We start from the raw sequence: 14851 nt of genomic DNA, 5'->3' as shown, positions 1-14851 counted from the left end.
TGGAAAAGGTCAAAACACGTCATAGTTCGAGCTTAGTAATTTCTTCTTTGGAATAGACCTTGTTAACCTTTTCCCACGGAATTGGATCGAGCGTCGCACCAAGTTGTTTGGCTCTTTCTGCCATATCCTCGCTATAATTGTCTCGAATAATTTCCGCATCATTGCCAAAAGTGTCCATGTCGAACTCCTCTACGGGTTCAAGCTCGGTAACAAACTTGTACTCGCCACAGCCATCTAGCCACACTTTTGTATTTCCGTTGGGTAGAAAGCCAAAAACAATATCACTTCGGTAACAGTGAGTGTTAAAGCCGTCAAAGCGGATGAATGGCTCTTTGGTGCTCATCACCGTTTTCATCTTAGGCGTTAGATCAAATTTGGTCGCAAAAAACCTTTGATTGGTGACGGAAGCCCAGTAAAGATAAATGCTATCGGGAAGAACACTCGTCGGCGCTACCTGGCTTTTTATCTCAACTGGTATACCTAATGCGATACTGTAGCCATCGTAATTCGGGGCATACTTTCTCATCTCTTTAAGCTCAGTTCTGCCAAAAAAAAGCACATCATTATGAATAAATGAGGTCCAACCTCGGCTGTCATTAACACCATAGGCTTGAGTCACTTTAACGGGATACAAGGTCGACATAGCATAGCCAACACGCCATTTAGGCATATCTTCCGGTACATCAGGAACACGACTAAATGCATTAGCATTTGTAAAAGTGATAAGCCCCAGCACTGCAATAAACCACTTCATATTAAGACTCCTTAAGGCATGGATAGGTTTGACGCTGATAACACTCGCCCACTTTGTTAGGTTTATTAGCAATGGTGTTATCGGAAGAATGATGGATTAAATTCGCATCAAATAACTTGTTTATAATTGGGCTATCTTTAATCTCTGAGACGTTGCTTGTATTTAACTCTTCCAATAACTCACCGCTCTTCGCCGCCGCAAGCGCTTTATCGCAAAAATCTGCAAAGCGATATTTGCCAATATCCGTTGGCACCGAATAATAGCTATCTTCTGTGCTGTACCAAACTTTTCCACCATTATCACTTAATGGCACGCCATAATGTTGTGCCAGGCCAAACATCACTCGCAGGTACAGCCTGGATAAGTCACCACTCACCACTCTTTTTTGATAGAGCGTCCCTTGTAAGCGTGTTCGCTTTTTATTGCCAGTTCTAAGTAGCTGAAAGTCAATATGGTAGTCTTTGATATTCCAACCTAACGCCAGCTCGCGCTTAATAGTTGGCTCAAGTTTGGCTATTATTCGTCGTTTGACCTCGTCAATATTCCCATATCCGACTGGCTTGATGACTAGCTTGATTGGCTTGTTCTCTAATAAAGGCAACAAATAAGGTATGGTTAGCCTGCGTTGACGCGATAATGTTGTGTAGGCGTTAAGGGAGTGGTAGTCACCACCGATATCCGAATGGGCACCAGGTACCACATACTCATGAAAGTGTTCGGCAGAATTGATGCGGTTTAGACTAAAGTTGCGGCGGTATTCAGTTTTTTTGTGGGCAGTAAGATGGACAACCCGTTTGACTCTATCGGGATCGAGCCACAGTCTTACACCACCATTGTTATTGTTGTGCGGTGATATATCACCCTTTGTAAGGTCAACCATCGCCGCAACCGTATCAAAGAGACCAACAAATTTGATTGACACTGAAACATCACTATTCCAATTAAAACCTGTTTTTAGCTCGATGTTATTGGCTATACACGCTTGAGCCATTTTTTCAGCAAATACACCGCGTTTTCCGTCAATAACTAGATTAACAAAGTGTCTCGCGGCGGCTGCGCCACGGCTAAATCCAAATACATCGAACTCAATAGAGCTAAACCCATCTATATCCTCTTCAGAATAGACACGTAAGTTGATTATACCCTCAATGCTCCGCGATAATTGTTCAATGGCAGTTACCACTTTAGCTTCGACGCCATACTTACCCAACCCCATAGCTTGCCCAACCAATACCGACTCATCGGCAGGTTTAGTATTATCCGTTTCGTTTCCAGTTCCTATGCCAGTTACATATTGAGCCGTTGAGAAGACATTTCTATTTTCATCTAGTTTGTTAATGGGATACAAACCATATAGTTTTTGAATATTGGTTAATTCATTCGCTGCACTGCTCTTAACCGCATGATCCTCTTGCCAGAAAAAGCGAAACTTATCCTGTTCGGGAAACTTAAACACTTCCTCTGGCCACTCAATCGGCGGCCTATCTTTGTATAGGTTATGCAATGGATACCATTTGTGGTAGTAGCTATCAAGCTTACTCTTGCCCCACTGGGCGCTATAGGTGTTGTTGGCTGTTCCATCAAAGAACATCCCAACGCGTAACGTAATAAAGTTAAAGCCTCTTACTTTCAGTACATAGCTTTTATCGGTGATTAATTTAAGCTTATCTGCCTGCCCTTTTTGATGCCTAGATGGTAGAGATAACCCTTCGCTCAATTCGGTAAGGTCACCGGCGGTTACTTCAAAATAGCGTGTTGCACTGCCTTTATGGCCTAGATGATTGTCGGCAAACTCTTTCGTTGGATCACTGTCTGTTGCGCGGTTAGGAATACGCTCGTCACCTTGTGCCGCGGATATCCAAGCATCGCACTCTAACAGAATCGTTGCGGGGCCAGGCGCCATCCGATCAACAAAAATTGGACCATCATCAAGATAGATTGGAAATGCATTCCCTCCGTAGTCAAGGAGAGTTCCTCGCACTCCAGAGAAGGGACGGTTAAACTCATCGCGAATATAGATTTCTATCCAGTGAGTCATCCTGTCACAGGGTAAGCAATATGGGCTTGCGCCAGTAATACTCATACCCAACCCTCCTGAATCACTTTAAGTAGACTTAGTTCCTGCTCGGTGAGTCGCAATGGCTCTGACAACTGTAATAGATGAGAATTGCTTCGTTGCGCTAACTCAACAATCGCGCATGCCTCGAGCTCCGAAACGGGATATCCCAACTCAATTCCTCGCTCTAGTGCGTTTGATATCACTTGTAGTGGTTCATCAAGTTGTTCGAGAATGTCAGGGATCAGCTCCCAACAACGTTTTTCTATTGCAATGGCGTGATGCTTAGTGTTGTATATCGGTGCAAGGTGGTGAGGTTGGAGTTTCCACCACGTCTCCTTCTTTAGCTCAAAGTGACTCTGAGAGTGGCGTGTGAAGCTAATTAACTTGTCATCAACTAACGCCAAGCTATCAATATTACCGAGAAATTGTTGTATTTCTGATGGCATCATCGCCTTTAGCATCGGCCCTATCACAACCTTGTCATAGAAACGGAATAGTACTTCTTCACCATCAAGCGCAGACATTAGCATGCTGCGTAAATGTCGAATCGTGGTTACTGAGCAAGTTGTGGCAATGCCTAAACCCTGATTAAGCAGGCCTTCATCCAACGCCAGTACCTCATCAGAAACTGGGATAAGCCATGGTGACAACGCCATGACATCTTTAAATGTATTCCCCCAAAACAGCGGAGCTGCATTATCAAACCCAAATCCATTCGACGTTAGTGCTTGATTATGAGTTCGTGCACAAACCAGCCAAAAGCTGTTAGGTTGTTGTTCTTTGAGCCAAGCCTTGAGCATCATTCACCTTCACGTTACAGAATTCGCACCTAACTGAATGGTAAAACGAGGTGCTTGAGTACATGGTGGCTTCAACCCAAAAGAAAACGCATTTAACTGCCCAATGTCATTTGTCTACTATTGCGCAATAGACCAGCAAGCGAGGATACGCCACAGCCATCGAAGCTAACAAAACGATCCTCCCCTTTAGTATCAATTGTGATTCAATTTGCCCGATATCCCGGGTAGATAACGTTAATGTGATTTCACTTCCACCAGCGAATATGACTACGTTTAAGTAAGCTGCCCCACACCAAGCAGTAGCCCGATGGCTGAGAAAAAAGTAAAGGGGCGCCATGTTTTACTCGCTCGCTGTTACATAGTCACAGTCTTCACACAAGACGATGTTTAAGTGAAGAGAACGTACCTAATGAATCAAACTTAACCAGTTGATTATCATTGACGTTTGAAATGGCCCAATTCAGTGATTATCAGTTGCTAGAAATCAGATAGAGTGATAGTATCCGCGCTCGCTTACAGAGTTACTACCAATTTCTCTTGAGCGGTTAGCACACATAACAAGGTCGCATTGTTAGTGTGATTATGAATATCTTAAATTTTTGAGAGTTATACTATGAAATTTGAAGCAGTAGTACGTACTGAACTAGGTAAAGGTGCGAGCCGCCGCCTACGTCACGCTGGTAAATTCCCTGCAGTTGTATACGGCGGTGAAGAAGCAGCTGTATCTATCGTTCTTAACCACGATGACATCGTTAACCAAATGGACAAGCCTGAGTTTTACGAAGGTATCGTTCTAGTAATCGACGGTGCTGAAGTTAAAGTTAAGCCACAAGACGTTCAACGTCACGCTTTCAAGCCAAAAGTTGAGCACATGGACTTCATCCGTATCTAATTCCCGACCAAGGAATTAGTTGGATTAAATCCAGCCTTTTGCATATAAGATAATCGGCCTTACCATCCGAGAAATCTAAAAATTCGAAACCCCGATGCTACCAACATCGGGGTTTCACCGTTTTTGAGCCCTCAAAAACGCTCTCAGTTCTCTTCAAGTTAAACGGGCATAGATTCATGTGACTAATTAGCTTAAATGGTTAATTTAAAGAATAATCCTACACCCCCCATCTTGCAACGTTACATGTATTTTATTTAATATTATTTGATTATCTAAGACTTGGGTTACTACCAAGTGAGAGCATAGGGTATTTTATGATTGTTTTTTTAAGTAAGAGAAATATTATTCACTCACTGAGTATAAAAAATAAGTTACTTCTTATTAACTTTATTATTTATATTGGAGTTGGTGGATATTACCTATACAATGAATACAATCAAGATAAAATCGAATACCTCGAGTTTGTAGGAAGAGAGAATACAAATAGTGTCATTGATTTACTCAATCTCAGACGTAACGAAAAAGATTTTATTGAACGCAGAGATCAACAGTATATAACTCGCTTTGACCAGACCTTTGAGCAGTTAACCACTCGTATTGACAATCTTCAACAAGTGGCTAAATCACATAAAATAAACCTTGCAAATGATAGCAACCAGGTTTTAGTAAAGCTCGAACAGTATCAAAAGCAATTTCACAAGTTAGCTAATGCCATAATACAGTTAGATGGTGAAACTGAGGCCAGTAGCGTGCGTGTTCAACTTACTGCACAAAGAGAACAATTGAAGCAGGTTATTGCTAAGCAAAATGATATGTTGCTTGAGTTATCTGGGTTAGAATTAGGCGAGGCTGACTTAGGCTATCTAGCCAACCCAAACCAGGACACCATAAAGCGATTTCAACAGAGCCTCGATCGTTTTACTCAGCAAGCATTAACCGATGATGTACAGACTGCTTTCGACCAATATAGTCAAATAGCGAATAATCATATAGAGCTCGTACAGTCACTTGGTTTAACTGCTAATCATGGTATGAGAAAGGAGCTAAGAGCAAATGTTCATAATGTAGAGCGTTCGATCACGAGTTTACAAAATGATATTCATAAAATTATCGAAGAGGATAAGGTTGCTCTTAATAGGGATCTAAATACCTTTGGTATCATATTGGTATTATCAGTCTCGGGGCTACTTTTTTTGATTGGCAGTACTATTTTAAAACGCATCAATGTCATTAATCTTCGTATGCAGCAAATCGCCACAGGAAATGGTGACCTAACGATTAGAATGAATTCTCAAGGTAATGATGAGCTAACAGCTTTAGCAAACTCGTTTGATTTATTTATTAGTTCTCTACATGAACATATTAAGGAGCTAGCTTCGGTGATTACTATACTCAGTGATAATTCGGATAAATCTGAGCAGTCAGCACTGAAAAGCATTGATAATGTTGAACAACAAAAATTGGAATCTGAGTTAGTGGCAACCTCAGCCAATGAACTGGTTGTGAGTAATAAAGAAATTTCCTCCAACATTGAGTTTGCAGCCAATAATGCTCAACTGGTGACGGAAGAAACTAAAAGCGCACTGGATATGATTTACATTACTGGTAGTAATATTGAGTCATTAGCAGAAAATATTGAGCAATCACAAGCCACCATTGTGGATCTGGAAGAGCAAAGTAAAAATATTAATCAAGTGGTATATTCCATACAGCGTATTTCTGAACAGACCAACCTGCTCGCGTTGAATGCAGCGATCGAAGCTGCTCGGGCAGGTGAAAGCGGGCGTGGATTCTCAGTCGTTGCCGATGAGGTGCGCCAACTCTCCTATCAAACCAACGAATCGACCAAACAGATTGAGTCAACCATTAAAGAGCTGTCACAAAACATTGTTCAGGTTGCGAACAAAATGTATATGAATGCTGAGCAAGCGAGAGAATCTAACTGCCATACACAACAAGTGGTCAAAGCGATTGAAAAAATCAACGACCGCGTCAATGAAATGTCTGATATTAACAGTCAAATCGCGACTGCGTCAGAAGAACAAGCAAAAGTGTCGAGCGAAATCGATCATAATATTACTCAAATATCACATTTGGCTAGTGACACTTTTGAAGTTGTCACTACTTCAGTGAAATACAGTGATGAAATTGCAGGAGTCAGTGACAAACTAAAAAATATTGTCGCAAATTTTAAGTATTAAACCACTTTATATAAATCTTATCTCTGTTTGATTTTTGGTCGTGACTCCAACATGGAGAACTTGTGTTAAAATGGTAACCTTTTCACCCTCAAACAAGAAATCATGGCCACCATTCACGCGGTAAAGGGTAAAGAGGACAGTCACCCCAAAGAATGAAATTACGGTGAGTGATTTACTGGTGCCTGTCCTTCTATTAGCTTCTATTGAAAATATTTTTCTATAGATATCTCTGCGGTAGATACTTTGTTAAACTCAGCCCTTTAAAGAATGAGACCCAAAAATTAAATGATGACTGACGAAGAAAGAATCGAACTGCAACAAAACAACCCACTGCACGGGCTAAAGCTAGAAACTATGTTGCAGGAGTTGGTGGATTTTTATGGATGGGACATTCTAGATGCAGCAATGCGCTTTAACTGCTTCAATACCAAACCTTCGATTGCAAGTAGCGTAAAGTATTTAAAGAAGACTGAATGGGCGAGAGAAAAGTTAGAGAACTTTTACTTATATCGTTTTAAGCGTATGCCAAGAGCGAGTGCAGAGGAATATGACCTACCACCAAGAGCTCGTACTTTTCCTCATGGGCTTGAGCCTAAAGAGCCAATGCAGCTAACGGTTGATTCTATTCTTAAATCACAGGCCAAAGCAGCCTCTGCATTTAAACAGCGCTCCCCTAGAGGACGTCCTTCACGCCGATCATACAACGCGTGAATTGGCAATAGAGCCCCATTTGACCTTTCAAATGAGGCTCAAAAAAATCGCAAGTGGATAGGTGAGCTGATAGCCCTCTTATCCACTTACCTACTAGTTACTGCTTACGCTTTTTGCTCTTTTTTCCTGTTCCGGCGGACTTTGCACGCGGTTTCATCGGTTGAAAATACGCTTCACTCTGGTCGTCTTCCACCTCAAAACCTTCTACCTGTTCACGTTCAAGTTGGAACTTATTCTTCTTTTCGATCACTTTAAAATGGTGATAATCATCGTAATCAATCAGAGATAAGCCTAAACCGACTTCACCTGCACGACCACTACGTCCAATTCGATGCATATAGTCGGCAGGACTACGCGGAAGATCGAAGTTGATAACCACTGGTAGCTTTTCTATATCAAGACCACGCGCGGCAATATCGGTAGCGATAAGTACTTGAATCTCGCCTGACTTAAAGCCGTCAAGAACACGCGTGCGCGCTCCTTGTCCTTTGTCACCATGGAAAACCTCGGCGGTGATGCCACGTTTCGATAGTTTTTGAGCCAGATGGTTGCAAGCATTTTTAGCATTAACAAAAATCAATGTCTGTCGCCACTGATGCTGTTTAATGAGATGTGCAAGTACTGCTGTCTTTTGACCCTTGTTCACGCTAAATACACGCTGGACCAAAGTACTCGCTTCAGCGCTTTGAAGTTGAATTTCAATTGGGTCACTGAGCAAGTGCTGAGCCAAAGTCGTTACTTTTTCAGGAAAAGTCGCAGAGAAGAGCAAGGTCTGTTTGTTCTTTGGTAGTAGATCAAGAATCTTATTTAGCTCGTCGGTAAATCCAAGGCTCAGCATATGATCGGCTTCGTCGAGAACGAGCGTTTTTAATTGGTCTAGCTTGATAGCGTTACTCGAGATCAGATCAAGTAGTCGACCAGGAGTCGCAACGATAATGTCACTACCACCACGAAGTGCGAGCATTTGTGGGTTTACTGATACACCACCAAATACAGCGACTGTTTTGATCTTATCTCTAAGATGATATGAGTATGATTTTACATTATAGGCCACCTGAGACGCCAACTCACGGGTTGGAACTAGAATCAGGTGAGAAACAAAATTACCGCGACGAGTATTTGAGAAATCTTGCTCAAGAATCTTTTGCAGAATTGGCAACGAAAACGCGGCAGTTTTTCCAGATCCCGTGTTGGCACCACCAATGATATCTCTTCCATTAAGCACATGAGGAATGGCATGCGATTGGATTGGAGTTGGCTGGTGATATTCTAATTCATCTAGTCGCTCGACTAGGGTTGAAGTCAGGCCAAGGTCGGCAAAAGTCGTTTGCTGTGTTTTATCTATCATTACAATGAGTGGCTCAATACTGGCTAAAGGCCGTGTATCTTATGCTATTTGGCGCGAGGGTGTTAGCTATATTGATTCAACCACAATATTAGCGGCGCATAAACGAGCTTCCGAGCTCACTATTTTTATAAGGACAGTCACCTCAAAGAGTGCTTTTTATACAAAACACAAAAATGAAATGTAGCGAAATTGACAAAACGATATTAACGCTTATTCATATAAATCTTAATAAAAGCACTATTGATTCACTATTGTTACAAAAGCCTATCACGTTCTTACTAGTATCTAAAAAGATATTCAGTTTGTGAAAGTACCCAATAGCTTTCACGTTTTAAGCTCGCTAAACGGCCTCCCTGCTAGGCGAGCTATTTTTTTAATAGCAATAATAGTGAATAAGGATTTTTTGCAAAATGAATTTCCTACTAATAGATGCTCAACCATTATTTCAAAAAGCGTTAGAAAGTTTAATTAGAACCATCTACCCAAACTGTATTGTATACAAAGAGAGCTGCGCAGCGAAATCGAGCCAGGTCATACGCAACAAACGTATCGAAACTGTGATTTTGGATACTGAAATCAGCAACGGTAGCGGCATCGACTATGCCAAAAGATTGCGCTCACTGGGATTTGAAGGTGCAATATTGTTCATATCTTCATGTAATTCAAAAATGTACTCGCAGATCGCTCGCACTAACCGAGCCAATGGATTGGTGTACAAAACGCAAGATATAGAGACAATTCGAGCTGCGATATTACTCGTCAGTCAGGGCAAGGACGCGTTCGAATCCAGTGTAGCAATACCTGCCCAAAAAACTTCGAACCTATCTGCCCGAGAGGCGTTGGTGTTGTCCTATTTGGCGAAAGGATACTCTAATAAAAAAATATCTGAACTTCTCTCTTTGAGCAATAAAACGGTAAGTACTTACAAATCTAGAATATTAAATAAATACAATGCCAATTCCATTATCGAAATAATCTCCTTCCAAGGTTCCATCTCTTAATTACGCCCCTCCCCCTAATTAGCTCAGCCATTGGTTGAGTTATATACGCATGCATTTCAAATGACGGGATAACAACGTGATGGGTTGATTCTCGCCGTCAGCCATATCGAGCGACGAGAATCAAACTTACCTTAGATAGGCTTAGCTAAGAACTTTAAACGATTTGAGTTTTTCAATCGCTAATGGCCTGCCAATGTAAAAGCCTTGGCAGACATCCACGCCTAGCATACGCAATGCTTCAAATTCTTCTTTTGTTTCTACCCCTTCCGCGACAACTTTTATTCCGGTTCTGCGGCACAGTTCTGTCGTTAAATCAACGATATGCCTCGACTTCAAGTCCGAAAAGTAACGCTTAGTAAATTGGCGATCGATCTTGAGTTCAGTAAACGGGATGTCCACGAGATTACCGAAGCTGGAGTAACCAGTGCCAAAGTCATCGATAGATATTTTTACACCGAGCATCCTCAGCCGAGCGATGTTACTTAGCATTGTTGTCGATGGCTGAAAAATTTGGCTTTCCGTAATTTCAAGGGTTAATAGAGATATGTCCATGCCGACTTCATCAGCCATGCTAACCAATTTGTCGACGAGGTCGAGTACCATAAAGTTGTCTGCGGTCAGGTTTATGGATATTTTCATACCATCAGGAATATAGACAAAATCCACTTTGAGTCGATTCATGACGGCATCAAGAAGCAAGTCCGTGTGTTGGTTAGTTTCTAGTAGCGGGATAAAGTAGTTGGGGGTCAGTGTTCCTTTAAGGGGATGCTGCCAGCGCACCAATACTTCGAACCCAATAAGCTTGTTCGTCTTAAAACAAACTTGCGGCTGATAAACATTATGAAATTGTTCGTTATCTAAACCATATAAGACTTCATTTATAGAGAAATCGAGGTCCTTTTTCACTGGTGCGCAAGACAATAACTCACTTGTCATCTGTATAAGATTACAAAGGCTATCTTCATAGACAGGTTTAACTAAGGTTCCGACCACATTAAGGCCAAGAGTTGTCGCCATCTTGCTCGCTAAAGCAATAATGCCTTCATCAACACAGCTAGAGATACACACAGCATTGTTATAATGGCTTTTCTTTAGTTCAGATAAAAACATCAGTCCGTCTTTACCAGGCAAGTCGAGGTCACTAATAATTAAGTCGAATTGGATCCTGCTTAGTAACGACATAGCCTTCTCTACCGAAGTCGCCGAGTGGACATTCTTGCAGCCAATATTTTTCAGTTTGTAGCCAAGTAAGATAAGCTCTAGAGGACTATCGTCAAGGATAAGTATGTTCATTTCTTTGACCTTTGATAGTTCTCGATAAGCGCAATATTTTTCTGCATTACATCGGCCAGAATCTTTAGCTGTGACTTAAGTTCGACTTTTCTCCCTCCTTTAATCGAGCGTTCTACCTTGTAAATAATCTTGGCAAGATCATCGATGCCCAAACTTAACGCACCACCTTTGATCTTGTGTACCGTTTTCTGGAGCGCGGGTAAATCCTCTTGCTGCTCTTCTAATAACTTGAGATCGCTTGATAGGCACGCTACCGAAATCTTCCTTAATTGCTCAACCTCCTCTTCACTATATTTGTCTAACCAGTGCGTGATAGGGGCGATTTTAGTTCCATTATCTAACAAGCATGCCTCCAATAGATTCCTTAGTTTCTCGATTCCATAAGGTTTGAACAAGATATGATCGAACCCCGATTCATTAGACTTACTTCGAACAATGCTCGAATCCTCTGCCGTACAGCCAATAATGGTTAGGTGTTTATCTAGATTGGCTTCATTGCGCAGTTTGTTAGAGAGTTCGAACCCATCCATATTGGGCATATGGCAATCCGTAATAAGTAGATCAAAGCCATTAGGATGCTCCATGATCGCGTGGTAAGCGGCTTCACCATCGTCAACCATATTGACCGTAAGCCCCAACTGCTCTAACTGCTTACGAATCACAAGTTGGTTGATAGGGTTATCTTCCGCAACGAGTACCGTTCCTTGCAATTGCTCGAATCTTAAGGGCGTTAATGTCGAGGCTTTGTCTGTATGCTGATACAAGCATTCAAATAGTAAGTCAGGAAATATCGGCGAATTAGACAAAACAATCTGTTGTTGCTCTACTTGCTTAAATCCTTCAACACCATCCTTGAAGACAATACGTCTTTCGAAAGGTATCTCACTGTCGACATTGCTGTAGTCAGAAGTGATCAGAATGCTGTGTCCCTTATCTGGAATTTCCAACTCTCGGTAGCCGGTTAGCGTCGACCAGATAGCGACCCACTCTTTGATGTTGTCACTCACGTCACCGAACTGAATATCCAAGCTGCTGAGCTGTCCTTTGTAGGTGCTAACGAGCTGATGCGGGAGCGAAACCGACATCTTAGTACCAAGATTTTCAATACTCTCAACATTAAGTTGCCCATTCATGAGTTCGACCAACTCAGAAACAATGGACAAACCTAACCCAGTGCCACCGTACTTCCGTGCAATTGAGCTATCCGCTTGAACAAATGGACTAAACACAGTGGCAAGAACTGTTGTCGACATGCCACAGCCAGTATCTGTCACCAAAAAGTTGATTGATGTATCGCTGAGTTCAACTTCTAATGTCACCGTGCCTATGTCGGTAAATTTAATCGCATTGGACAGAAGGTTGTTAAGTATTTGCGAATACCTGAGACCATCAATAGAGACCAACCTGACATTGGTAGGTTTAAAGTCATAGTGTAAGCGAATGCCTTTCTTATCTGCGGCAATTTTGTGGACGCGCAAAACCTCACTGGTCTCTCGCAAAACATCACAATCAAAAGGGGAAAGCTTGAGTTGGTCAGCCTCGAGCTTCGAGAAATCCAGAATATCATTCACCAGAACATTCAGTTGTCTTGCTGACGACGAGATGTTGTTAATGAGCAAAGTTTCCTCTTCATCTTCGATTTTTGCCCCTAGCATTTCAATCAACCCAACCATGCCGGCGATTGGCGTTCTTAGCTCATGCGTCATCGAGGCGAGAAACTTATCGCGTGCCTGAATCGCCGATTCCGCCTTTTTCTTGGCATTCTTCAGATCGTTTTCTCGTTGGTTTTTCTCGGTAATATCATTAATGACCGTTAGGATGTATTCCTTGTCGTTGAGCGTAATTTTCTTGCAAACATACTCCATCATTTCCATGTCTAGCGGACAGTTATATGTGCGGCAAACATCATTGATCGTCAGATCATTGTGGAACATATCGTCAAATACTTTTTTATTTTTGTAGCCCATACCGCTTTCGGAAATGTGGCAAGCATTACACTGATTACTCAAATATTTGCTGCAGTTTGTGTAGCGGATATTGGATCTGTCGTCGTAGATAAAAACAATTGAAGGGATCTGACGAATAACAGAGTTTAAAAACTCATTTTCGATTCTCGTTGCAGCGGCATCTTTCTCCTTGATGATAACGTTGAGCTTCATATTCTTCTGCAACAAATAGAAAATCACGACGCTAAACAGAAAGACAAACACAAAACCGAACGTCACCTGATAGAGGTATTTTTCTTCATAGCCATAGACGACATTAAACGGGTCATAGGAATTCTTAATTTTGTTTAATTCGTTTTGATCCCAGGTTCTGAAAATGCTGTTCAGCACATTAATGAGTGAAAGCTTATCTGACGAAACGGCCATTGCCAGATTCACGACAATCGGTTTGGTACGATCGACAAAGTACTCGTCGTCAGCATGAGACGATATAATAATCTCAATGATATCTTCACGTATGTAAGCGATGTCGATCTCACCCGTTTCTAACGCCCTTAGGATTTTTTTAGAATCCCTAAACACTTTGGTGCTCTCGCCAAATAACTGATTTTTTACGTCAACATGCTTTTTGCTTTCAGATAACAGTACACCTTTCGACTCTTTTTTTGGTTCAGCCGAATGTGCGAGGCTGACAGTGTAATAAGTAAACGACATGAAGGCGTCGGTAAACTCGACACTCTCGTTGGAACCCATGGTTATCGATGAGTAAGGGACGAGATCAATCTCATTTGATGCCAGCATATCGTAAACTGACACAGACTGCCTTAAGGGTACATACTCAAATTCGAGCATCGTCCTTGATGATATCAGGTCTAGAACATCCTTGAGATAGCCAGAAAGACTTCCATCTTGATTCCTAAAAAGTAGTGGAAACGAGTCGTCGTCGAATGAGTACTTGATGAGATTGCTGTAATTGCTATTACGAAATGCCCTATTAATCATGTCCGAAAAATAATAAGGACTGATGCTGTTTATGAGGTGATCACTTTCAATCGAACGCTTGATAATCTTATTGATGATCTCGACTAAACGCTTGTTTTCATCGAGTGAAACGATCTGCGCGTAAACAAATCCTCCCCAAGGGGGCGTTGAAATAGAGCTAGAGACATTATCTGTCGCGTTCAGATACTCGGCAAAGCTAATATAGCTATCAATAAATATCTTATCGTCACTCTTGATAACGCTTTCCGTACCCTGTCTAAAGTTAGCCACGCGAGTCACATTATCTATTCCACGGCTATCCAAAATGTTACAGTACACGGTTCCAACAACGCACACCCATGATCGCTTTTCTAAGTTTTCTTGGTCAACATAACTATTACTCCAATATGCAACTGTGCCTTTAAATATAGGTGCTGAGTAGAACAATCCTTGCTTATCTTTAATCGCTTTCTCGTTAAAATCGAGTATCAAGTCCGCTTCCTTTGCATACAGAGCAGACATCACTTGCGAGGTATTTTCAAACTCGACAAATTCGATCTTCAGACCGAGTTTGTTGGCAATTTTTTTCAGATAGGAAACGTTAAGGTTATAAAACTCACCGCGTCCAGATGTCGGATAAACTGGCCGCCCTTTTTCGGACAGCACAGCGATATTCACATCTCCTAGGCTTTCTATGTACTGATAATCCTCCTGTGACATTGGGTCCATAGAGGCGGCATAAGCGGTATTAATCAATGACACGCTACCTAGTAGAAAAAATATATTTAACAATAGAGACATCTATAAAACCTTGAAACTGATGTAAGTGAGTAATTTCAATTTAAATAACCAGGCCACTGACTTA

10 protein-coding genes are annotated in these 14851 nt (G+C 41.6%); 4 read left to right on the top strand and 6 right to left on the bottom strand.

Annotated elements, in window-relative coordinates:
- Nucleotides 1-19: 19 nt before the first annotated feature.
- Genes QTN95_RS08535 through QTN95_RS08525 form a run of 3 tightly spaced genes read right to left on the bottom strand, consistent with a single transcriptional unit; the run spans nt 20 to nt 3616 of the window.
- On the bottom strand, nt 20-754 hold the full coding sequence (locus tag QTN95_RS08535; RefSeq protein ID WP_331417160.1) for a DUF2931 family protein: 735 nt from the start codon (nt 752-754) through the stop codon (nt 20-22).
- A 1-nt stretch (nt 755) separates the two neighbouring features.
- Nucleotides 756-2837 (bottom strand): phospholipase effector Tle1 domain-containing protein, encoded by a 2082-nt coding sequence (locus tag QTN95_RS08530; protein WP_331417159.1) that lies wholly within the window; start codon nt 2835-2837, stop codon nt 756-758.
- Complete coding sequence (locus tag QTN95_RS08525) at nt 2834-3616, bottom strand: DUF4123 domain-containing protein (RefSeq protein ID WP_331417158.1); 783 nt, start codon at nt 3614-3616, stop codon at nt 2834-2836. Before QTN95_RS08525 ends, QTN95_RS08530 begins: the two co-directional genes overlap by 4 nt.
- 610 nt (nt 3617-4226) lie before the next feature.
- Between QTN95_RS08525 and rplY the strand changes: the two genes are divergently transcribed.
- The 3 genes from rplY to QTN95_RS08510 all read left to right on the top strand — a co-directional run bounded on the left by rplY (nt 4227) and on the right by QTN95_RS08510 (nt 7417).
- Nucleotides 4227-4505 (top strand): 50S ribosomal protein L25, encoded by a 279-nt coding sequence (rplY, locus tag QTN95_RS08520; RefSeq protein WP_138973354.1) that lies wholly within the window; start codon nt 4227-4229, stop codon nt 4503-4505.
- Nucleotides 4506-4819: 314 nt separating this feature from the next.
- The gene (locus QTN95_RS08515; RefSeq protein WP_331417157.1) at nt 4820-6706 is read left to right on the top strand and encodes a methyl-accepting chemotaxis protein; all 1887 of its coding nucleotides are present in this window, start codon (nt 4820-4822) and stop codon (nt 6704-6706) included.
- Between the two features lie 285 nt (nt 6707-6991).
- Entirely contained in the window at nt 6992-7417 is a 426-nt protein-coding gene (locus QTN95_RS08510) for a VF530 family DNA-binding protein (RefSeq protein WP_331417156.1), read from the top strand.
- Nucleotides 7418-7514: 97 nt separating this feature from the next.
- Here QTN95_RS08510 and QTN95_RS08505 read toward each other — a convergent pair whose 3' ends face one another.
- Nucleotides 7515-8765 carry a DEAD/DEAH box helicase gene (locus tag QTN95_RS08505; protein ID WP_331417155.1) on the bottom strand — a complete coding sequence of 417 codons (1251 nt, stop codon included), beginning with the start codon at nt 8763-8765 and terminating at the stop codon, nt 7515-7517.
- A gap of 410 nt (nt 8766-9175) precedes the next feature.
- On the opposite strand from QTN95_RS08505, the gene QTN95_RS08500 reads away from it, so the two are divergent.
- The gene (locus tag QTN95_RS08500; RefSeq protein ID WP_331417154.1) at nt 9176-9766 is read left to right on the top strand and encodes a response regulator transcription factor; all 591 of its coding nucleotides are present in this window, start codon (nt 9176-9178) and stop codon (nt 9764-9766) included.
- 141 nt (nt 9767-9907) lie between these two features.
- Here QTN95_RS08500 and QTN95_RS08495 read toward each other — a convergent pair whose 3' ends face one another.
- Nucleotides 9908-11059 (bottom strand): EAL domain-containing response regulator, encoded by a 1152-nt coding sequence (locus tag QTN95_RS08495; protein WP_331417153.1) that lies wholly within the window; start codon nt 11057-11059, stop codon nt 9908-9910.
- Nucleotides 11056-14787 (bottom strand): ATP-binding protein, encoded by a 3732-nt coding sequence (locus QTN95_RS08490; RefSeq protein WP_331417152.1) that lies wholly within the window; start codon nt 14785-14787, stop codon nt 11056-11058. Before QTN95_RS08490 ends, QTN95_RS08495 begins: the two co-directional genes overlap by 4 nt.
- Nucleotides 14788-14851 lie beyond the last annotated feature (64 nt).

Source organism: Vibrio sp. M260112, from assembly GCF_036533775.1.
Lineage (GTDB): Bacteria > Pseudomonadota > Gammaproteobacteria > Enterobacterales > Vibrionaceae > Vibrio.
The sequence above is the reverse complement of the archived record's forward strand: the minus strand, read 5'-3'. Positions and strand labels throughout refer to the sequence as shown.